The organism is Pseudomonadota bacterium (genome assembly GCA_013285445.1).
Lineage (GTDB): Bacteria > Pseudomonadota > Gammaproteobacteria > Xanthomonadales > Wenzhouxiangellaceae > Wenzhouxiangella.
The window spans coordinates 2,256,999-2,277,904 of sequence record CP053448.1 but is presented as its reverse complement, the minus strand read 5'-3'; the positions used below and the strand labels follow the sequence as shown (position 1 = coordinate 2,277,904).

Annotated in this window: 17 protein-coding genes and 1 pseudogene; 8 read left to right on the top strand and 10 right to left on the bottom strand. The window is 63.0% G+C overall.

The window, feature by feature from the left end; genetic code table 11:
* Nucleotides 1-113 precede the first annotated feature (113 nt).
* The 8 genes and pseudogenes from HND55_10255 to HND55_10220 form a co-directional block, all read right to left on the bottom strand.
* Entirely contained in the window at nt 114-731 is a 618-nt protein-coding gene (locus HND55_10255; GenBank protein ID QKK02989.1) for a hypothetical protein, read from the bottom strand.
* A gap of 9 nt (nt 732-740) precedes the next feature.
* Nucleotides 741-1,853 (bottom strand): MCE family protein, encoded by a 1,113-nt coding sequence (locus HND55_10250; GenBank protein ID QKK02988.1) that lies wholly within the window; start codon nt 1,851-1,853, stop codon nt 741-743.
* A 10-nt stretch (nt 1,854-1,863) separates the two neighbouring features.
* Complete coding sequence (locus HND55_10245; protein ID QKK02987.1) at nt 1,864-2,673, bottom strand: ATP-binding cassette domain-containing protein; 810 nt, start codon at nt 2,671-2,673, stop codon at nt 1,864-1,866.
* Nucleotides 2,670-3,473: an ABC transporter permease gene (locus tag HND55_10240; protein ID QKK02986.1), complete on the bottom strand. Its 804-nt coding sequence runs from the start codon at nt 3,471-3,473 to the stop codon at nt 2,670-2,672. Before HND55_10240 ends, HND55_10245 begins: the two co-directional genes overlap by 4 nt.
* A gap of 13 nt (nt 3,474-3,486) precedes the next feature.
* Nucleotides 3,487-3,804 (bottom strand): STAS domain-containing protein, encoded by a 318-nt coding sequence (locus HND55_10235; protein QKK02985.1) that lies wholly within the window; start codon nt 3,802-3,804, stop codon nt 3,487-3,489.
* Nucleotides 3,804-4,274: an ATP-binding protein gene (locus tag HND55_10230; GenBank protein QKK02984.1), complete on the bottom strand. Its 471-nt coding sequence runs from the start codon at nt 4,272-4,274 to the stop codon at nt 3,804-3,806. The genes HND55_10235 and HND55_10230 overlap by 1 nt, the downstream gene beginning before the upstream one ends.
* Complete coding sequence (locus HND55_10225) at nt 4,271-5,863, bottom strand: SpoIIE family protein phosphatase (GenBank protein QKK02983.1); 1,593 nt, start codon at nt 5,861-5,863, stop codon at nt 4,271-4,273. The genes HND55_10230 and HND55_10225 overlap by 4 nt, the downstream gene beginning before the upstream one ends.
* Before the next feature lie 310 nt (nt 5,864-6,173).
* Nucleotides 6,174-6,521, bottom strand: a pseudogene (locus tag HND55_10220) (ArsR family transcriptional regulator).
* Between the two features lie 185 nt (nt 6,522-6,706).
* Between HND55_10220 and HND55_10215 the strand changes: the two are divergent.
* The 4 genes from HND55_10215 to HND55_10200 are packed head-to-tail and all read left to right on the top strand — an operon-like array spanning nt 6,707 to nt 10,770.
* Nucleotides 6,707-7,897 carry an NAD(P)/FAD-dependent oxidoreductase gene (locus HND55_10215; GenBank protein QKK02982.1) on the top strand — a complete coding sequence of 397 codons (1,191 nt, stop codon included), beginning with the start codon at nt 6,707-6,709 and terminating at the stop codon, nt 7,895-7,897.
* A 34-nt stretch (nt 7,898-7,931) separates the two neighbouring features.
* A complete protein-coding gene (locus HND55_10210) occupies nt 7,932-8,366 on the top strand; it encodes a DUF1641 domain-containing protein (protein QKK02981.1) in 435 nt (144 codons plus the stop codon).
* Nucleotide 8,367: 1 nt separating this feature from the next.
* The gene (locus tag HND55_10205) at nt 8,368-8,847 is read left to right on the top strand and encodes an iron-sulfur cluster assembly scaffold protein (protein QKK02980.1); all 480 of its coding nucleotides are present in this window, start codon (nt 8,368-8,370) and stop codon (nt 8,845-8,847) included.
* 33 nt (nt 8,848-8,880) lie between these two features.
* Nucleotides 8,881-10,770, top strand: coding sequence for a propionyl-CoA synthetase (locus HND55_10200; protein QKK02979.1), 1,890 nt, complete (start codon nt 8,881-8,883; stop codon nt 10,768-10,770).
* Nucleotides 10,771-11,046: 276 nt separating this feature from the next.
* On the opposite strand, the gene HND55_10195 is transcribed toward HND55_10200, so the two are convergent.
* On the bottom strand, nt 11,047-12,078 hold the full coding sequence (locus tag HND55_10195) for a porin (GenBank protein QKK04078.1): 1,032 nt from the start codon (nt 12,076-12,078) through the stop codon (nt 11,047-11,049).
* 562 nt (nt 12,079-12,640) lie between these two features.
* Between HND55_10195 and acs the strand changes: the two genes are divergently transcribed.
* A complete protein-coding gene (gene acs, locus HND55_10190; protein ID QKK02978.1) occupies nt 12,641-14,602 on the top strand; it encodes an acetate--CoA ligase in 1,962 nt (653 codons plus the stop codon).
* 25 nt (nt 14,603-14,627) lie between these two features.
* The gene (locus tag HND55_10185) at nt 14,628-15,281 is read left to right on the top strand and encodes a response regulator transcription factor (GenBank protein QKK04077.1); all 654 of its coding nucleotides are present in this window, start codon (nt 14,628-14,630) and stop codon (nt 15,279-15,281) included.
* On the opposite strand, the gene HND55_10180 is transcribed toward HND55_10185, so the two are convergent.
* Nucleotides 15,278-18,679, bottom strand: a complete 3,402-nt coding sequence (locus tag HND55_10180; GenBank protein ID QKK02977.1) for a PAS domain-containing hybrid sensor histidine kinase/response regulator — start codon at nt 18,677-18,679, stop codon at nt 15,278-15,280. The genes HND55_10185 and HND55_10180 overlap by 4 nt on opposite strands.
* Before the next feature lie 180 nt (nt 18,680-18,859).
* Between HND55_10180 and HND55_10175 the strand changes: the two genes are divergently transcribed.
* A complete protein-coding gene (locus tag HND55_10175) occupies nt 18,860-19,120 on the top strand; it encodes a DUF4212 domain-containing protein (GenBank protein QKK02976.1) in 261 nt (86 codons plus the stop codon).
* A 9-nt stretch (nt 19,121-19,129) separates the two neighbouring features.
* Nucleotides 19,130-20,899 carry a cation acetate symporter gene (locus tag HND55_10170; GenBank protein ID QKK02975.1) on the top strand — a complete coding sequence of 590 codons (1,770 nt, stop codon included), beginning with the start codon at nt 19,130-19,132 and terminating at the stop codon, nt 20,897-20,899.
* Nucleotides 20,900-20,906: the final 7 nt, after the last annotated feature.

Here is a 20,906-nt window from a genome sequence, read left to right as displayed (position 1 = left end):
TGACAAGTCGTCGGGGTCGGGAGGGTCGAGCCGTGGTTTCATCGGCACGATATGAACGACTGGGTTCAGCCGGACGAAAGCCACTTTCGCCAGCTCGGGAAAGGCTATCGCGCTCAGTCGAGCGGAATGTGATTGGCATCCCGTGCGATTTCCGCCGCGATGACTTCCAGGCCATGGGACAGCTTTTCCACCACGGCTTTCGGCATGGGGCTGTCCGCCGCCACCGGTTCACGGAACTCATGAAGCCGCTCGTGCACCGCTTCGTGGCGCCCCCGGCCCTTGGTGCGCAATCGGGCCTTCAGGCGGATATGGGCGTACACCGACCCGTCGGCGGCATCCACCTGCTCAAACGCGAGAAGATCGCCGTGGAGCAGCAATACCGGCGGCGCATCTCCGGCCGATTTCGGCGGCGGCATGAATTCGGCGGCCAGCTTTTCGGCCACCAGGTCCGAGGGACGGGCCACCCATTTCGTGTCCTGATAGAACTCGACTTCGGTCTCGCCGATGCGTATCAAGATGTCGCGGCGTACCAGTTTGTCGGTCACGCGTATGGTATCGACCGACACCTGCCGCTGCTCGAGAGCTGTGTATCCCGCGCCTTCGCCCGGTGGCGTTGACATATCAAGCGTGAAATACAGCGGCCTGGACAGCGTAGCGCAAGCCACGACGCCGAGCGAAAGGAGCAGCAACAAAGCAAGGGGCAGGAGGCGTTGGCCGCCGTTGGTCATCATGCGCAAAATCTATCTCCGATCGGGTTCACGGCCGAGGGTTCCGGTGTCGTCCGGGGCTCTGCCGGCCTCGCGCTGGCCCCGTAACAGGGCCTGGGGGTTGTCGGCAAGCACTTCGGCAAAGCGCACGAAGAATCGCGTGGCCTGGCGCAGATCGCCGAGCATGTCTTCGATCACCGGCGCATTGCGTTCTAACAGCGCGCGGCTTTCGTCCGTCATGCCTTCGCCGTGGTCGAGGATGGCCGCTACCTTGAGCCGGTACGCCTCGAGTTCCTTGGTGAGCGCTTCGATGTCCCCGGCGATGGCATGGGCCGACTCGACGGTAGCGCTGAGGCGGGGATCGTTCTCTGCGATCCACGCGTCGATCCGCCCGAAAGAGCCGGCCGCGTTGTCGGTCAGGTCTCTCGTGTTGTCGAGGATGGCGGCGATATCCTCGTCGAGCATCCGGCCCAGCTCCGCGTTGCGTTCCTTGATAATCCGGGCCGTTTCCTGAACGAGGCCCTGGCCGTCCTCCAAGGTGAGGTGGACGCTATCCATCAAGTCGGCGACGGTCGTGAATGACCGCCCTTCCGACCGGGCCGCGTCGACGCCGATAAGCCCGCGCAGATCGCCGGCGAGTTTGGATACCTCGCCGAAGAGTCCGCCGGGTTGCGCGGCGATGACCGGGATGCCCTGGTAGAGGCTGGCTTGCGCCGCGGGCTGTCCGTTTGCCATCAGTAGGGCAGCCTCGGGCGCGCCCACGCTGATCTCGATATGGGGTTCGCTCGTCAGGGTGGCCTGGCTGATGTAGGCCCGGCTGCCTGCATTGACGGGTACGTTGGCGTTTACTTCCAGCAAGACCACGATGCGCCGGGCTTTCGCGTCGAGACCCACATCGAGCACCTTGCCCGCCTTCGCGCCGCCGTAGCGCACGTCGGCGTTCCTGTTCAGCCCGCTGGCTTCCTCCAGCTTCACCACGTAGCGGTGCGTTTCGGTCCGGCCGAAAAACAGGCTCCAGACCGACTGCAGGATGTCGGGCCGGTTGAGCGCGGCCAACGCCATGATCAAGCCGGCTGCCACTGCGCCGAGAACCATGAAACCCGCCTTCACTTCAGTGCGGGTGAAATCGTGTTTCTTGGCTACCACGATATCTTCCTTAGCCGGAGACAGCGGCGGTTTCTGATTCTTCGCCGTCCGGCCTGCGGTCGCGAAACTGGATCACGTCGGGGTTGTCCGACGCATAAAAGCCGTCGAGTGAACCCAGGTACGCGATGCGGCCGCCCTCGGGCGTGGTCTTCAGCATGCAGATCCGGTCGGCGATCAACTTCACGCTCTCCATTTCATGGGTGACGACGATACTGGTCAGATTAAACGTATGCTGCATCTTGCGAATGAGCCTGTCCAGTTCGGCCGCTGCGATGGGGTCGAGACCGGCCGACGGTTCGTCGTAGAAAATGATGTCGGGATCCATGGCCATGGCCCGGGCCAGCCCCGCCCGCTTTTTCTGGCCGCCGCTCAATTCCGATGGGAGATGGTCGCCGCGTTCGTCCAGGCCCACGAGATTGAGCTTGATCCCGGCCATGATGTCGATGATCGAGTCGTCGAGCTTGGTGTGCTCCCGCAGCGGCAGGGCCACGTTGTCCGCCACGGTGAGCGAGCCGAGCAGGGCCGAGCCCTGGAAGCACATCCCCATCTTCCGCCGTACCTCGACCCGTTTGTCGTCGCCCATGGCGGTGAAGTCGAGGCCATTGTGCAGGATCTGGCCCGATGCCGGGCGCATGAGGCCCACGAGATTGCGCAGCAAGGTGCTTTTGCCGCAGCCGCTGCCGCCGAGGATGACGAAGTTCTCGCCTCGCCGCACGTCGAAGGAGATGTCCTTCAAGACCACGGTGTCGCCGTATTTGACCACGAGATCGCGCACTTCAAGGATGTGGTCGGGCGCTCGGGTTTCGGTGCTCGTGCTCATGGCTCGAAGAAGAACAGAAAGGTGAAGACCAGATCGATCAGGATGATCAGGAAGATCGAGCTCACCACCGACGAGGTGGTCATCTTGCCGACGCCCGCCGCGCCGCCGGAGACCTGGAAGCCCCGGACCACGCCGACCCAGCAGATGGTCACGGCGAAGAAGACGCTCTTGGTCAGGCCGGTGAGAAAATCGGCCGTGCCGATGGAGAGGAAACTCTGATCGATGTAGCCTGAACCGCTCAGACCGAGATAGCCGACGGCAAGAAGATAGCCACCGGCAATCATGACGACCATGGACATCACCGTCAGGCAGGGCAGTGCCAGCAGCATGCCCAGGAACTTGGGGACCACCAGGAACTTGACGGGATTGATGCCCATCACCTTGAGTGCATCGATCTCTTCCGACACCTTCATGGTGCCGATTTCCGCCGTAATGGCCGAGCCACTGCGGCCGGTGACGATGATGGCCGTCATCAGTGGCGCTAATTCGCGTACACCCGCCACGCCCACCAGGCTGGCGATGTAGCTCAAAGCGCCGAAGCGGGCCAGCTGGGTCGCCGATTGCATGGCCATGATGGCGCCGATGAGGAAACTGATGAGTGCGACGATCGGTAGTGAATCGGCGCCGAAACGGACGAAGTGCTCGGCGGTGTTGCGAGCCGGCAGCCCTTTGCCACGAAGGGGCGCCCCGAAGCTCCAGTACAGGGTGGCCAGGATCAGCACGCACACCTGTGAGGCCGCATACAGCCAGTTGAGGCTGACCCGGCCGGTGTAGCCGGCGATGTAGGTGAGCGTGCTCATTGCCGGTATGAATTCATCCCGTTTCGATGATGTCGAATACGCTGTCGAGGCGAGACAGGGTAAGCACCTTCATCACCGATTCGGAGGGTGCGTACAGAACGAAGGCTACATCGCACGCCCGGGCATTGCGCATCCCCTCGACCAGCGTGGCAACCCCCGAACTGTCCATGTACGCGACGCCGCTGAGGTCGATATGAACCCGATCCTTCGCCCGGTCAAGAAGGGTTTGCACCGCTATGCGCAATTCCGGCGACGAGTACAGATCCACTTCACCTGATACGCGCAGCACCTGTATGCCTTCTTCCTCGTGCCGGTTCAGCTTAAGCGCCATTACTGCCGTCCTTGTGCTTGCGGTGGTTTGGATGGGTCGGACGTGTCCCGGGGCCGCCGAAACCGCATGGTCACGCGATTGCCCCGGCCTTCGCCCGGTTCGAAATCGGCCTCGTCACAGACATCGTAAATCAGCTGCACGCCCAGTCCGCCGGGCTGCACGTCGTCCCTGCTCGGCGAGGCCGGCTGCTTCGGGGTGATGCGCTCGGGCGGCGCGGCCTTGCCCTGGTCGATGATCTCGCATTGTATCCATTCGTCGTTGCTGCTCAGAATGATCACGATGGTTTCGTTCGTGCGGCCCTCGTAGGAATGGCGCATGGCATTGGTGACCGATTCGTCAACGGCCAGCACGATTTCGTCGACCCGGCTGCGCTCCACGTCCATCCGGTCGAAGTAGGCCCGCACCATGTCCCGGCACACACAGAGCAGCCTGGGGTCGCTGCGTATGTCCAGCCGCAAGTCTTCCTTCATGATCCCGAATACCGCAATCCGATCAGCGTGCAATCGTCGTGAGGGGGCTGGTCGCCACAGTAGGTTTCCACATCCGTCATGATGTGCTCGATGATGCCGCGGACCGTGCCGTGGCACTCCCGTATCGACTGACCCAGGCCCTTGAGTCCGTATGCTTTCATGGTTTCGCCCGGGGCCAGGACACCTGAGTGGGACAAGCCGGACCGCGCTTCCACAATCCCGTCAGTGTAGAGCATGGCTACAGTACCCGGAACCATATGGGTTTCCTGCTCGTCCCAGCTGATGTTTTCCATGATGCCCAGTGGCGGCCCCGATGCAAGGGCAAATTCGTCGATGCGGTCATCGGTGATCAACAGGGGTGGATGGTGGCCGGCATTGCCGATACACAGCCGGCCACTGTGCAAATCGAGCAAACAATAGCAAAACGTACAGAAGATGCCACGCTGGCTGGATCGGACCAGGCTTTCGTTGAGTGTGGTCAGCACACGGGATGGCGACTGCTCGATTCGCGCGCATGCCCGAAACTCGGCCAGCAGTTTGGCCATGGTCAATGCGGCGGGCATGCCTTTGCCGCTTACATCGCCGATGACAATGCCCATTTTTCCGCCGCCGGGCAGGAAGACATCATAGAAATCACCGCCGACGGTCCTGGCCGGTCGTGTCTCGCCGTAGACTTCGAAGGCCGTCTCCTTCTCGGGCCAGTCGCGAAACAGAAAGCCTTCCTGAATGGTCCAGGCGATCTTGAGCTCCTGTTCCACCCGCTCGTTCTCGACGATCTGCTGGTGAAGCAGCGCATTCTCGATAGCGAGGCCGGCGCTGTTGCCTATGGCCGAACTCAGCAGCCAGTCGTCTTCCGACCATTCGTGCCAGGTGTTGCTGGTATCAAGATACAGAATGCCGAAGACTCTCTGTCGTCCCTGAAGAGGTACGCAGATAATCGAGCTGACGCGCTGCATCAGGATGCTCTTGGCCGTTTCCAGCTCCAGGTCGTTGGCGTCTTCGTGGAAAAACACGCTTTCGCCCTGGGTGAGCACCCGGTTCACGACGGTGTGGCTGATGCCGAGGGCGTCCGGTTCGACTTCCTTCAGTGCGCCGTCTTCAAAAACATGGCAGAACTCGTGGCCGGGGCAGGGCCGGAGTGGCGCGTCGGGGCCGTCGGTAAACACAATGGCGCAACGCTCGGCGCGCAGGGCGCGCGCGGTTTCCTCGAGCACCTTGTCCACCAGCCGGGTTGGTTCGTACTCGTTGGAGAGGGAATGAATCACGCCGTAGACCGACTGAAGGATAGCCTCGGCCTTGCTTGGTTCGGCCCGACGGTTCTCGAAGGCGCCGTCGGAGGTGACAATGGTGTGCCTGAACAGGGTGCCCTCGTCGCGCCCTTCTCCCGCTTCGGCCGCCTGTTCCACTTCGAAGCGAAACACTGACGCGCCGATCTGAAGGCAATCGCCCTGCTTCAGGCGGCCTTCACGCATTCTGGCGCCATTGAGCAAGGTGCCATTCGTGCTGCCCAAATCACGCCAGAAGTACTCGCCATCGCCCCGCAGCTCGATCTGTGCATGCCGGCGCGATGCCTGTGAATCATCCACCAAACAGCCACAATCCGAAGAACGGCCGAGCACAAGCTGGCCCCCCCACCGGCACGCGACGTGGTCCACCCGGGTGCTGTTCGTCGATCAGATAAGCACGTTGCAATACCATTGCCCCGAGCCAAGCGTCACCGCATTGTACCCCCGAGAGTTGTGCATATCCTGGCCGGTTTGCAGCCCGGGCTGCAACGGGTTCGCGAAGTGTTGAAGAACGGGATGCGGGCCTTCAGCCGGCCCCGCGGGATTTGCCGGGACGGTCGTGACTGGCCTGCGCTGACTCTTCATGCGTGCCGTCGCTGAAAAGATTCGGACTCTGATACAGGCGTCGCAGCGTCGAGACCATCGATTCAAAGGATCGATCCAGCCTGGCGCAGGTCTGTTCGGTTGGTGCAACGTAAACGGATTTGCCGACCGCTTTGCGTTTCAGATAGCCCGCCGTAACCGATTCACTGACCTTTCTGTGCACGGTCGCAATCGGCAAATCAAGCGCGGCGGCCAAAGCGGACAGGTCATAGAGTCGGCCTTGCAGGTGGCTCTGTACAACGGTGCGAATGATCAGGCAGTCAACGGGCTTGCCCCACATCCCGGTTTCCATCGCATAGAAGCGATTGAGGCATTCGATGATCTGATCCTGGACCTCGGAACGGATGGCCGCGCGCATTGCTTCCGACAGTGCGCTGTCGGCTTCTGGTTTTCTTGATGATGAATCTTGCGTCAATTCGAGCAGACTGCTGTCGTTTCCATTCTGGAAAGGTTGCCGGAAAAATCCCGGAAAACCACATGGCTAAACCGGGTTGTGACTGATATTGTAAAACAATCAAAGCCCCATTAATGAGAGGAATGGCCATGGCGAAGCACATACTGGTCGTCGGCGGAGGAATCGGCGGCACCATGACCGCCAATAGCCTCGTTGCCAAGCTCTATCCGGAAGTCGCTTCCGGAAAGGTCAAGGTTTCCCTGCTTTCGGACAGCCCCTGGCATTACTACAAGCCGGCTTTCATGTACGTGGCTTTCGACATGTTCTTCGAAGGCGAGCTGCGCCGAAAACAGCACACCCTGCTGCGCCCGGAAATCGAATTCCGGGTCGACAAAGTGACCGAGTTCGATTTTTCCGGCTCGACGGTCAGAACCGCGAGCGGTCAGACCATCGGCTATGACTATATCGTCGTCTCGACCGGCTGCGTTCCGGCACCGGAGCGGATTGAAGGCCTGAAAGAGGCCGGCGACTATTTCTACCAGCATGATCCCGCCCGGCAGCTGGCCGACAAGCTGCGCCACTTTGAGAAAGGGCGCGTATTCATTACGGTGAATTTTCCCAAAACGCCGAACGTGCCGCATCAGTGCGGCATCGCGCCGGTGGAGACAACCCTGATGCTCGATGAGTATCTGCGGCGCAAGGGCGTGCGCGAGCAGGTCGAAATCGTCTATACCTATCCGACCGTCTCCCAGCTCCTGCGCAACTGTCTGTTCCTGCAGCAGGAAGTATGTGATGTCATGCCGCCCATTCTGGAAAGCAAGGACATCAAGTACAAGCGCGGCTTCACGCTTGCGGCGGTTGACCCTGAAAAGAAGATCGCGATTTCCGAAGAAGGGGAAGAAGAGCCCTTCGACATTCTGATGTCGACGCCGCCGATCCGGGCCGTGGATGCCGTGCTTCAATGCGGCGTCTCGCAAGCTCCGAACAACGAGGGCTGGCTGCCAACCGATCGCGCCACCCTGCAGCTGGAAGGCTTCCCGAACGCCTATGTCATGGGTGATACCGTCGACCTGCCGATCAGCAAGGCGGGCGGCTCCTGTCATAACCAGGCCCCCGTCATCGCCAACAACATCGCCGGGGATTTGCGCATTGGCCGCACGGTGGCGGCCTATGACGGCAAGGTTCAGGCCGTCGCGCAGATGGGGCTCGAGGTCGGAATGCCGCTGTGGTACGACTACGACGAAGACGTGCATCCGACACCGCCGACCAAGGTCGGTGGTTTGCTTCGCAAGGCGTTCAATCGCGGCATCTATTGGTCCGTGGCTCGCGGCATCGTCTGAGCCAGGGAATCTCTTCGATACAGGAATACGCGTTATGGCGAATCTTGACACTGAAACGGAAAGCGGCGAAGAGCAGTCTCTTCTGGAGCGCCTGGGCAAGGAAAGTGCCTTCTCCGATGCTGCGACTGAAGAAGGCCTGATCGAGCTGGCGGACAAGATTGCGCCGCTGATCCAGGGCAGGCGCTTTCATAATGTGATCGATCTCCTGTCGCTGGCATCGGACGGTGTGGACATGGCCGATGAAGCCATGATCGAGAAGATGATGGCCGGCTACGAAGACCTGGTTGCAAACGCCTGGATGCTGAGCAACGCGACACGATACGCGCGCAATGAAGCCGCCCGCAAGCCGGTTCCTTCACTGATCGGCCTGATTCGCGCAGCCAGAGACGAAGACGTGCGCCGTGGCCTGCACTTTGCGCTGCAGTTCCTTTCCGTTCTGGGGCGACAGGCCGCGCCTGCCGAGGATTAGTATGGCGCGGGGCAGAGATGCCACGCTCGAAGCGCTCTATCAGAGACGGGTCCGCGGATGGGCAGCGCGTGTGCGCAGCGACAAACGGCTGACCGACCCCGACAGCACGGTGACCTGCCGAGGGGCGATTTGCGGCAGTGTTCTGACGCTTGACGTGAACTGGGCCGGTGGCGTGGTTGCCGAGCTGGGCTGGCGGACCCGCGCCTGCACGCTGACCATGGCGTCGACGGCCATTCTTGTGGCTGCCGCCATCGGTCAGACGCCGGTGCAGATTGCAAGAGCCGGGGCGGTTCTCAAGCAGCTGCTTTCAGGGACAGAACCGAACTTTCCGGAAGGCTGGGAGAAGCTGGAGATGCTGTCTCCGGCCCGCAATTTTCCGGCGCGCCATGATTCGGTTCTGCTTCCGTTCATGGCCATGGAACAGGCGGCCGCTGACAGCCAAAGGTCGAATTGCGAGCCGAACAGGTCGGTGGGAGACTGACGGCCAGTCAGTCCAATCCCACAGGCCGAATCCATGTATGAATCCATCTACCCGCAGCACTTCGAATACGCGCGCCGTGATCCCGACGGCTACTGGCTGGAACAGGCCCGGCGCATCCGGTGGTTCCGGCCGCCGACCCGTGGCCATGAACCGAACGAGGCCGGCGGAATGCAATGGTTCGCCGACGGTGAGCTCAACACCGCCTGGCTGGCCCTGGACGCCCAGGTGGCGGCCGGGCGGGGTGACCAGACGGCCCTGATTCACGACTCGCCGGTGACCGGCAGCTGTCGATCCCTGAGCTATTCCCAACTCACCGATCGGGTCGCGCGCATGGCCGGGGCACTTAGCGAGCTGGGCGTGGCCAGGGGCGACCGGGTGGTGATCTACATGCCAATGATTCCCGAGGCGGTCGTCGGCATGCTGGCTTGTGCGCGCCTGGGCGCCATCCACTCCGTTGTGTTCGGTGGCTTTGCGCCCCACGAGCTGGCCGTGCGCATCGACGACGCCCGTCCGCGCGTGGTGCTGTCGGCCTCCTGCGGAATTGAAGTCGATCGGGTGATCGAATACAAGCCGCTGCTCGACCAGGCCCTGAAGCGTTCCACCCACCAGCCGGAGGCAGTGGTCATTGTCCAGCGCCCGCAGGCCAAGGCGCAGATGCAGCCCGGGCGAGACCATGACTGGCAGACGCTCGAGCAGGCCGCCTCCATGGCCAAGGCCGTGGCCGTGCGCGGGTGCGATCCGCTCTACATCCTGTATACCTCCGGCACAACCGGCAAGCCCAAGGGGGTCGTGCGCGATCACGGTGGGCACGCGGTGGCAATGCACTACAGCATGGAGGTGGTCTACGGCATGCGACCGGGCGAGGTCTTCTGGGCAGCCTCCGATGTCGGCTGGGTGGTCGGGCACTCCTACATCGTTTATGCGCCGCTGCTCTATGGCTGCACTTCGATCCTGTTCGAGGGCAAGCCGGTTCGCACGCCGGATGCCGGCGCGTTCTGGCGAGTGATGGCCGAGCATCGGGTAACCGCGATGTTTACCGCGCCGACGGCATTTCGGGCGATCAAGAAGGAAGACCCCGAAGGGCGACTGATGGCCGGTCACGATCTCGGCGCGCTCAAGCGCCTGTTTCTCGCCGGAGAGCGGCTGGATCCGCCCACCTACGATTGGCTGCGCGAGCGCTGCGGTTTGCCGGTCTTCGATCACTGGTGGCAAACGGAAACCGGCTGGGCGGTCGCATGCAATCCAGTCGGGCTGACGGAGTTTCCGGTGCGCCCCGGATCGGCCGGGCGGCCGACGCCCGGCTTCGGCATAGAGATCGTCGATCGCAACGGCGGCCCCTGCCCGGTCGGCCAGCAGGGGTCGATCTGCATTCGCCAGCCGCTTCCGCCCGGCTGTCTGCTTGGAATCTGGCGCGATCCGGACCGCTTCCGTCAGGCCTATCTCGCAACCTATCCCGGCTACTACCTGACCGGCGACGGGGGCTACCTGGATGCCGAAGGCAACGTCTTCGTCATGGGCCGTACCGACGATGTCATCAACGTTGCCGGTCATCGCCTGTCGACTGGCGAGATGGAGGAAATCGTGGCCGCACACCCGGCCGTGGCCGAATGCGCCGTATTCGGCGTCGACGACGAACTCAAGGGAGAGGTTCCGCTCGGTCTGGTCGTGCTCAAGGACGGCTGCCGCCAGTCCGATGCCGAGGTATGCAGCGAGCTGATCGCCCGGGTTCGGGCAGAACTCGGCGCGGTGGCCTGCTTCAGGCGCGCGGTCGTGGTAAAGCGCCTGCCCAAGACGCGCTCGGGAAAGATCCTGCGACGCAGCTTGCGAGAGCTGGCCAACGGCGATTCACCTGCAGTTCCCTCGACGATCGACGATCCGGCCATCCTGGACGAGATTCGCTTGAGCTTACGCGATGAGGCCTGAATGAAGAGACGGCGGCTCCGCCTGGAGCCGCCGCAGCCGGGATGGCCCACTGCGCCTTGATTCGCACCAGCACAGCGGCTCTGAGCGTTACCTAATTAGCCGCATGGCCCACTCGCCCGCATTATTCATGAACTCACTCGCGCCCTTGCTTGCGCCTTGTCCGCACAGCGGATTTTCCTCCCTCGGAAATACAGCCTGGTATTCCGCTCGGTCGGAAAATCCGCTGTGCGAACAATCCCCTGCGCAATCATCGCGGCGATTCATGAATAATGCGGACTAGAAGCTGTACTTGCTGGTGAACTGGACCCGATCGAGGCGACCGCTTGCCCCGGACTCGATCTCGCGCTCGGCCATCAGGTACTCGATGCCGAAGCTGAGCGAGTCGACGGGCGTGTAGAACAGGTTGATCTGTCCGCTCCAGTTGCTGCTGTTGACGCCCGTGCCGGTGTACTCCACGGGGTTGTCGACATCCAGGTAGCCGAAGGCGGCGGTTGAACGCAATGTGTCGCTCCACCAGTGCCGGTAGGCCAGAAAACCGCCGGTGGTTCCGATCGCTTCGAGGTCGCCGCTGCCGGTCAGCACGGCGGCGTTGACGAAGTTCAGACCGATATGTCGGCCCATTCCGTCGCCGTGATGGACCATCCAGCGGAAATCGTCACGACCGAGCGCGAACTTTCCGGACAGGCTCAGGCCCCAGCTGCTTGTCGTGTCGTCGATCCCGGCGGCCCTGTTTTCATAGGACAGTTGCCGGAACATGCCGCCGAGCTGGACGTGACCCCAGTCGCCCTTCCAGGTGTAGCGCGCGGCCAGTTCCGGCAACAGGTGATCGTCGGTGACGATCCGTCCGGCGCCGCCGAACGGTGTGATGGTCGTTTCCGGGTTTTCCAGCGCGATCGCGAAGTTGTTTTTGGTGTAACGAATCTGGGTCTGCCTCCCGAAACTCGTCGCGCCGGCGGGACCAATGAAGTCAACGCTTTCGGGCAGGGTGGCCACATCCATGAAGGTATTCCAGGTCTGGCCGATCAACCAGTCATTCCAGGTCACGAAGGCGTGACGCATGCGCGGTGAATAGGAATTGCTGACGCGTTCGTTGCCGCCGGGCGTGGCCAGGAAATCGAATTCGATGAAGGCCCCCAGTTTGTTGGCGTCGACCTGGTGTCGAACGCCGAAATTAAAGCGACTCTGGCGGGCATGGAAGTCAGTCACGGCGCCCTCGCCCTGGCCGCCGACCGGAATCGTGCTGGGCACCAGGAAATCACGCCCGATGCTTCCACCGGCCACTTCCCCGTCGGAGAAGTCGGAGACGATCGCGTCTGCCTTCAGATACCCACCGTAATAGAACTGCGGGCCGGACGATTTCTCTTCGGCTGCAGCCAGCACGGGCTCCGCGCGGCTCCGGATGCTTTCGACCATCTCGCGCGTGGTCCTCGACTCCTCGGCCACCCGCTCCAGCCGCTCGCCGGCTGCCCGTCGCTCGGGTTGCTCGTCGATCAGTGTGCGCACCATGGCTTCCAGCTCGGCCACCCGTTGCTCCAGTTCCGCGACGCGGTCGGCGTCGTCAGCCAGTGCCGGGTTCACCAGGGCGATAGAAATGGACACCGCCAGCAATCTGCGGCGCCAGCGCGGCGGGTTCTTCGCTTCTGCGGTAGCGAGCTGCAGTCGACAGGACATAGGGCACTCCCTCTTTACATCGATGGATGGGTTCAACAGCGTATATCCTTGGATGCGCGCGACGGTCGGGCAATTAGCCTTTGGTCGATCTAGACCAAAGTCGTATGCGCCTGGCGGGCCCCTGCCTTTACATCTCCGCGGCCTTCATGGACACTGAAGAGCGACCGTTTCTTGAGTATTGGCGAAGAGGACGTACGACATGTCAGAACAACATCCGCAAGCGCAGATTCATACGGTTCCCGAACGGATCGAGCAATCCGCCCACATCGATCGCGCGCGCTTCGAGCAGCTCATGCGCGAGGCGAGCGAGAACGAAAACGCGTTCTGGAGCCGGATCGGCCGGCGGCTCGACTGGATCAAGCCGTTTTCTCGCGTCAAGGATGTCAGCTTCGACCTGGATGACCTGCACATCCGCTGGTACGACGATGGCGTTCTCAATGTCTGCGCCAACTGCGTTGATCGCCACCTCGACCAACGCGGTGACCAGGTGGCGATTCTGTGGGAAGGCGACGAGCCGGATCGCGACGCCCGCATCACCTATCGCGAGCTGCACGATCGTGTCTGCCGCTTCGCCAATGTGCTCAAGCGACTGGGCGTCGGCAAAGGCGATCGCGTCACCCTTTACATGCCGATGATTCCCGAGGCGGCCGTTGCCATGCTGGCCTGCGCGCGCATCGGCGCGGTTCATTCGGTCGTCTTCGGCGGCTTCTCGCCGGACGCGCTGGCCGGTCGAATCGTTGACTGCGACTCGAAATGCGTCATAACCGCCGATACTGGTGTACGCGGCGGCCGCAAGACGCCGCTCAAGGCCAACGTCGATCGTGCGCTGGAAAACGCGCAAGCCGGACAGCGCGTCGATACGGTGCTGGTGATCAGAAACACCGGTGACGACATTGCCTGGAACGAGAGTCGTGATTGCTGGCTGCACGACGAACTCGACCAGGTCGATGCCCACTGCGATCCGGAGCCCATGAACGCCGAAGATCCGCTGTTCATCCTCTACACCTCAGGTTCAACGGGTCAGCCCAAGGGTGTGATGCATACCTCCGGTGGTTACCTGGCCTGGTGCGCCTGGACCCATGAGATCGCCTTTGACTACCACGATGGCGACATCTATTGGTGCACCGCCGATGTTGGCTGGGTGACCGGCCACAGCTACATCGTCTACGGCCCACTGGCTAACGGCGCGACCACCCTGATGTTCGAAGGCGTGCCCAACTACCCGGACAACAGCCGCTTCTGGCGGGTCGTAGACAAGCACCAGGTCAACATCTTCTATACCGCACCGACGGCGATTCGCGCGCTAATGCGTGCCGGTGACGGGCCGGTCAGGAAGACCAGCCGCACGTCGCTGCGCATCCTGGGAACGGTCGGAGAACCGATCAACCCGGAAGCCTGGGAATGGTATTACCGGGTCGTCGGCGAAAGCCGCTGTCCGGTTGTCGATACCTGGTGGCAGACCGAGACCGGCGGCATCCTGATCTGTCCGCTGCCTGGCGCGACGGATCTCAAGCCGGGTTCGGCCACCCGGCCTCTGCCCGGCATCAAGCCGGCGCTGGTCGATAGCGACGGCACGGAACTGAAAGGCGCCGTATCCGGTAACCTGGTGCTGACCGACAGCTGGCCGGGGCAGATGCGCACCGTTTACGGCGACCACAAACGCTTTGGCGAGACCTATTTTTCGACCTATCCGGGCCGTTACTTCACCGGCGACGGGGCACGGCGCGACGAAGACGGCTATTGGTGGATCACCGGACGCGTCGATGATGTAATCAACGTCTCAGGGCATCGCCTGGGCACGGCGGAGGTCGAATCAGCGCTGGTGGCGCATTCGGCCGTGGCGGAGGCCGCCGTGGTCGGCTTTCCCCACGACATCAAGGGTCAGGGCGTATATGCCTACGTGACCTTGATGGAAGGGCACGAAGGCGACGAGGCGCTGGTGAAGGAACTGGTGCACTGGGTGCGTGAGGAAATCGGTCCGATTGCCACGATCGATCACCTGCAGTGGGCGCCGGGCCTGCCCAAAACGCGTTCGGGCAAGATCATGCGCCGCATCCTGAGGAAGATTGCCGCCAACGAGCATGACCAGCTTGGCGACACCTCGACCCTGGCCGATCCGGATGTCGTCGAGCATTTGGTCGAGAATCGGCGCAAGGCGTAGCCGACCGCGCATGAAGGTCGAGCGCATGGTGGTGGTTGACGACCATCCCTTGTTTCGGGAGGCGCTGGTCGGAACGCTGTGCCGTCTTCATCCTGACTGCCGTGTTTACGAAGCAGCCAGTTTCGAGCAGCTCCAGGCCCTGCTCGAGCACGACACCGCGCTCGACCTGCTCCTGCTTGATTTGCATCTGCCGGGACGCCACGGCCTGTCGGCCCTGGCCTGGCTGCGGGGTCGATACCCGGAAATCCCCGTGCTGCTGATCTCTGCCCACGATGATGCCCGCATCATCCAGCGCGCCCTGGCTGACGGTGCGGCGGGATTCCTGTCGAAGTCAGCGGACTCCGAGACCATTGCTGAGGCCATCGCTTGCGTGCTCGAGGGTGACACCTGGGTGCCGGCCGGGCTTTCGCCGCAGGAGTCCACCGGTGACGAGACCGAACTGGTTCGCCGGATCGGCGAGCTCACGCCGCAGCAGTATCGTATTCTGCTGATGCTCGGCGAGGGCCTGCTCAACAAGCAGATCGCCTGGGAGCTCAACATCACGGAAGCGACGGTCAAGGCGCACATGACGGCCATCATGCGCAAGCTGGAAGTGTCCAACCGCACCCAGGCGGTCACCCTGCTCAATCGCCTGCAGGTTCATCCGCGCGAACTCGACGACCCGGACTCGAAACGCTAGCGCACCCCGACCTCGTCGAGCAGGCGGCGCATGACCGCGCGCAGTGCAGCCGGCTTGACCGGCTTGAGCAGGCGGCGAATCCCGAGCGCGGCAACACGCTGCTGCAGCGCATCGCCGCGATCGGCCGTGACCACCAGCACCGGCACCGTACGACCCGCAATTCCTCGCAGGGCCAGCGCGGCGTCCAGGCCGTTGTCCTGTCCGTCCAGATGGTAATCGACGATGAGCAGGGCCGGCTCATGGGCCATCTGTCCGGCCGCTGCTGAGCGGTCCGTGGCGGTCAGTACTTCGCAACCCCATCGCTCCAGCATGGCGCGCATGCCGTCGAGCACGTCCGGCTCGTCATCCAGGCAAAGCACTCGCCGGCCCGCGAATTCACCGGGCCTCTCGGTCACTGCAGCCGGCGCCGTCCCGTGCGCCCAGGCGCCGGCCTCAGCGGTGGGGACGCGAACGGAAAAAATGCTGCCGGCGCCGACCCTTGAACGCAGGTCCAGCGGCGACTCCAGCATCAGGCTGATGCGCTGGCAAATGGCCAGGCCCAGACCCAGACCCTGATCGCTGAAGTGCGGCTCGTCGGTGCCGGCCAGGCGCTCAAACTCGTCGAACACTCGCTCGCGATCGGCTTCGGCGATGCCGGGACCCGAGTCCCACACTTCGATAACCAGATGTTGACCGCGCCGTCGACAACCAACCAGCACACCGCCTTCTCGAGTGTAGCGCAAGGCGTTTCCGACCAGATTGGCGAGGATGCGCTGCAGCAGCTTTTGGTCGCTATGCACCCAGGCCCGACACGGGCGAAGCCGCAGCTTCAGTTCCCTGCGGCTGGCCAGAGCCGCGAACTGTCGCTCGAGCTTGTCGAGCAGCACCTGCACGGGAAACTCCGACCAGCGCGGCTGCAGTGCGCCCTGGTCGAGACGGCTGATGTCGAGCAGGGCCGAGAGTAGGTCCTCGGCCACGCTCAGGCTGTGGTCGACCCGGCGGCTGAGATTGGCCTCCTCGGGCGGCAGGCGATCGGCCGACTCTCTGAGCGAAGATGAAAACAGGCGCGCCGCATTGAGCGGCTGCAGCAGATCGTGACTGGCCGCGGCGAGGAATCGGGACTTGCTTTCGTTGGCGGCTTCGGCCTCGCGCTTGGCGACCGCCAACGCTTCTATTGCCTGATTGAGCTCGCGGGTTCGCTCTGCAACTTGTTGTTCCATCGTCGCGGAGGCTTGCTTGAGCTCCCGCTCGGTGCGTTTGAATCCGGTGATGTCGGTGTAGGTGGTCACATAGCCACCGCGCGGCATCGGGTTACCGCGAATCTCGATGACTCTGTCATTGCTGTGCTGGCGCTCGTAGACATAGGGCGTCCGGCGCCTCATGTGGTGCATGCGCCGGTTGACGCCGTCCTCGATCTCCAGCGGCGTTCCCCCATGCCAGCGCTGAAGGTTGAAGCGAATCAACTCCTCGACCGGGCGACCGATGTAGACCATTCCCGGCGGATAGTCGAACAGCTCGATATAGGCACGGTTCCAGCTGACCAGGCGAAGATCCGCGTCGACCACGCTTACGCCCTGGCTGATGTGATCGAGCGTGGCGTCGAGCAGGTCGCGATTGAACTGAATGGCGCTGGAGGTCTGTTCGAGCAGGGCCAGCGCGTCGTCGGTCTGCATACCGCTGCGACGCAGACCGGCCGCCAGCACGGTTCGGGCCGAGGCCGAGCCGATACAGCCTGACAACAGTCGCTCGGTAAAACCGATCAACTCGGGGCCGGCCGGCGCTTCATCGTCCGGCAGCTCCGCCGGCAGAGCGCTGGCAAACGCCGTGTCGACGCGGTCACGACCGATGAAGCCGGCGGTCAGTTCGCGCAGCTCGCCGATGGTCACCGGCCGGGACGAGCCGCGGCTGCCCAGCAGGCGCGGCAGCACCGGCCGACGACGCCGGATCCACACCGACACCAGCACCAGGGCCAGCACATTCAGCGCCAGGCCCAGCATCGTGGCCCGGTACAGACCGATTGCAAGCCAGGCCGGCCAGCCCTCGAGAATGGAGGGCAAAAAGATCATCATGAGCCAGACGGTCAGCCCCAGCAGCAAACCGCTCAGCGCTCCCTCGCGGCTGGCCAGCCGCCAGTACACGCCGGCCACCAGCGCAGGCGCGAAATGGATGACCGCGGCAAAGGACATCAACCCGATCGCAGCCAGCCGATCGGTGCTTTGCAGCACCAGGTAATACAGCCAGGCCAGGGTGGCCAGACCGATGATGGTCAGCCGACGGGAATTGAGAACGACCTGGCTGAAATCCCTGTCCTGGCTTGATTTCAGTTTCAGAAGCAAGGGAACCAGCAGGTCGTTGCTGACCATCGTGGCCAGCGCCACGGTGGCCACGATCACCATGCCCGTTGCCGCGGAAAAGCCGCCCAGAAAGCTTAGCATGGTCAGCCAGGCCTGCCCGTCGCCCATCGGGAGGGTCAGCACGAAGGTATCCGCGTTGTATGCCCCGCCGCCGAACCGCTCCAGGCCCGCCAGCGCGATCGGAATGACCAGCAGCGTGAAAAGCAAGAGGTAGAGGGGGAAAAGCCAGCGGGCGGTGCGCAGGTCGGCTTCATCCTCGTTCTCGACGAAGGTGACCTGGAACTGGCGCGGCAGGCACAGGATGGCCGCGGCCGCCAGCAGGGTCTGAACCCAAAACCCCTCGGGCAGCGCGGAGGGAAGGAACAGCTCCTGATACGCCGGCGTGGCGCCGATGCGCTCGACCAGGCCGAACGGCCCATCGAGAATCGTGAACAGGGCCCAGAGTCCAACCGCGGCAAAGGCCACCAGCTTGACCAGCGACTCGAAGGCGATCGCCAGCACCATGCCCCGGTGATGCTCGCTGGCTTCCAGGCGACGCGCCCCGAACAGGATCGAGAAAACGCCCAGGCCAAGGGCCAGCAGCAGCGCCAGGGTCTGCTCCGACAGTCCGCTGTGACCCTCGTCGCTGATGGCGACCAGACCCATCGTGACCGCCTTGAGCTGAAGCGCAATGTAGGGGATGGCGCCCAGTACTGCGGCCAGGGTGACGGTCACCGCCAGCGGGCGCGAATGGCCATAGCGGTGAGCGATGAAGTCTGCGATCGAGGTCAGCCGCTGGGTGCGGCTCTGGTGCAGTATCCGCCGCATCAGGTCGTGCCCGAAGATGAGCACGATCACCGGCCCGATATAGATCGTTGCAAACAGCCAGCCGTTCTCGACTGCACTGCCGACGGCCCCGAAAAAGGTCCAGGACGTGCAATAGACAGCCAGTGACAGGGAATAGATGACCGCCCGCGTGCGCGGGCCCAGCGGAACGGCTGCCGCCCGGTCGCCCCACCAGGCAATGGCGAACAGAAGGCCGACATAGGCCAGGGAGAGGGCGGCGATCAGGGGCGGTGAGAACATCGGGCGAAGCCTGGGGTCCCGACGACATCATAGCAATTTCAGCTCGGCTGGCCTGAGGAACTCCTGAACACGTCTGCGGGAGATTCCCAGAGTCTGCTCGACTAAAGTCGAAAGGCAATGGCGGCCGCGCGTTGCTACATTCCACGGCAGGTTCAATCCAACCACGAGGGAATACCCGCCATGTCCGATCAAGCAACGCGCGATCGCTACTGGAAGGCCAACCTGCGACTCATGGCGATCTGCCTGGTCATCTGGTTCGTCGTCTCCTACGGCTTCGGCATCCTGCTCGTCGACTTTCTCGACCGCTTCCAGTTGTTCGGCTACCCGCTCGGATTCTGGTTTGCCCAGCAGGGGTCGATCTATACCTTTCTCGGTCTGATCTTTTTCTATGCCTGGCGCATGAACAAGCTGGACCGTGAACACGACTTCCACGAGGAATAAGGAGCCGACATGGACCTTCAAACCATCACCTATCTTGTCGTCGGCGCTACGTTCGCGCTCTACATCGGTATCGCCGTTTGGTCGCGTGCACACTCGACCGGCGACTTCTACGTCGCCGGCAAGGGTGTCCATCCGGTTGCCAACGGTATGGCCACTGCCGCCGACTGGATGTCGGCCGCCTCGTTCATCTCGATGGCCGGACTGATTGCCTTTCTCGGCTACGACGGTTCGGTCTACCTGATGGGATGGACCGGCGGCTACGTGCTGCTCGCCTTGCTGCTCGCGCCCTATCTGCGCAAGTATGGCAAGTTCACCGTGCCCGAATTCATCGGTGATCGCTACTACTCGAAATCTGCCCGGGTTGTGGCCGTGATCTGCCTGATCTTCATCTCGTTTACCTATGTGGCCGGGCAGATGCGCGGCGTGGGCATCGTCTTCTCGCGCTTTCTCGAGGTCGACATCGTCACCGGCCTGCTGGTCGGCATGGGCATCGTGTTTATCTACGCCGTGCTCGGCGGCATGAAGGGCATCACCTACACTCAGGTGGCGCAGTACTGCGTGCTGATCTTCGCCTACACGGTGCCGGCGGTATTCATCTCCATCCAGCTGACCGGCAATCCCTTGCCCCAGCTTGGTCTGGGATCGAGCGTCAATGGAGGCGAATCGATCTGGCTACTCGAGCGGCTCGACACCATCGTCCAGGATCTGGGGTTCAGTGCCTATACCGACGGCTCCAAGGCGACGATCGATGTCTTTTGCATCACCCTGGCGCTGATGGTCGGCACCGCCGGCCTGCCGCACGTGATCGTGCGCTTCTTCACCGTGCCGAAGGTGACCGATGCACGCCGTTCGGCCGGCTGGGCCCTGCTGTTCATCGCTATTCTCTACACCACCGCCCCCGCCGTGGGCGCCATGGCCCGCCTGAACCTGATCGAGACGATCTGGCCTGGCGGTACCACCGAGGAAGCGCAGCCGCTGGCCTACGAGGAGCGACCCGACTGGTTCCACACCTGGGAAGAAACCGGGCTGCTCGGCTTCGAGGACAAGAATGGTGACGGCCGGATCCAGTACTACAACGACGCCAACGAGCAGTTCTCGCCCGTCGCCGAGATGCGCGGCTGGGACGGCAACGAACTGAGCGTCGATCGCGACATCATGGTGCTGGCCAACCCGGAAATCGCCAATCTTCCCAACTGGGTCATCGCCCTGGTCGCGGCCGGTGGTATCGCCGCCGCGCTGTCGACCGCGGCCGGGCTGCTGCTGGTCATATCCGCGGCTGTTTCGCACGACCTGGTCAAGGGCATCTTCGCGCCTGATATGAGCGAGCGCGGCGAGCTGCTGACCGGGCGTATCGCCGCGGCGGTCGCCATCGTTATCGCCGGCTACCTGGGCTACAACCCGCCCGGCTTCGTGGCCCAGGTGGTGGCATTCGCCTTCGGGCTGGCGGCCGCGTCGCTGTTCCCGGCCATCATCATGGGCATCTTCTCCACGCGCATCAATCGCGAGGGCGCCATCGCCGGCATGCTCACGGGTCTGTTCTTCACCTTCGGCTACATTCTCTACTTCAAGGGCATCTTCATCACGCCCCTGGCCGCGAATGTCCCGGAGAACTGGCTGTTCGGCATCTCGCCGGAAGGCATCGGCGTGGTCGGCATGTTGCTCAACATCATCGTCGCCACGGTCGTCAGCAGGCTCACCGCGCCGCCGCCGGCCGAAATCCGCGACCTGATCGAGGATATCCGCGTGCCGCGCGGTGCGGCGGCGGCACACGAGCACTGAGCTTCAA

Bases quoted from the DNA above. Each gene is read 5' to 3' on its own strand.
- HND55_10240 (QKK02986.1), bottom strand. From the start codon at position 3,473: ATGAGCACGCTCACCTACATCGCCGGCTACACCGGCCGGGTCAGCCTC.
- acs (QKK02978.1), top strand. From the start codon at position 12,641: ATGTCAGAACAACATCCGCAAGCGCAGATTCATACGGTTCCCGAACGG.
- HND55_10170 (QKK02975.1), top strand. From the start codon at position 19,130: ATGGACCTTCAAACCATCACCTATCTTGTCGTCGGCGCTACGTTCGCG.
- HND55_10180 (QKK02977.1), bottom strand. From the start codon at position 18,679: ATGTTCTCACCGCCCCTGATCGCCGCCCTCTCCCTGGCCTATGTCGGC.
- HND55_10230 (QKK02984.1), bottom strand. From the start codon at position 4,274: ATGAAGGAAGACTTGCGGCTGGACATACGCAGCGACCCCAGGCTGCTC.
- HND55_10255 (QKK02989.1), bottom strand. From the start codon at position 731: ATGATGACCAACGGCGGCCAACGCCTCCTGCCCCTTGCTTTGTTGCTG.
- HND55_10210 (QKK02981.1), top strand. From the start codon at position 7,932: ATGGCGAATCTTGACACTGAAACGGAAAGCGGCGAAGAGCAGTCTCTT.
- HND55_10205 (QKK02980.1), top strand. From the start codon at position 8,368: ATGGCGCGGGGCAGAGATGCCACGCTCGAAGCGCTCTATCAGAGACGG.
- HND55_10175 (QKK02976.1), top strand. From the start codon at position 18,860: ATGTCCGATCAAGCAACGCGCGATCGCTACTGGAAGGCCAACCTGCGA.
- HND55_10200 (QKK02979.1), top strand. From the start codon at position 8,881: ATGTATGAATCCATCTACCCGCAGCACTTCGAATACGCGCGCCGTGAT.
- HND55_10245 (QKK02987.1), bottom strand. From the start codon at position 2,673: ATGAGCACGAGCACCGAAACCCGAGCGCCCGACCACATCCTTGAAGTG.
- HND55_10235 (QKK02985.1), bottom strand. From the start codon at position 3,804: ATGGCGCTTAAGCTGAACCGGCACGAGGAAGAAGGCATACAGGTGCTG.
- HND55_10215 (QKK02982.1), top strand. From the start codon at position 6,707: ATGGCGAAGCACATACTGGTCGTCGGCGGAGGAATCGGCGGCACCATG.
- HND55_10185 (QKK04077.1), top strand. From the start codon at position 14,628: ATGGTGGTGGTTGACGACCATCCCTTGTTTCGGGAGGCGCTGGTCGGA.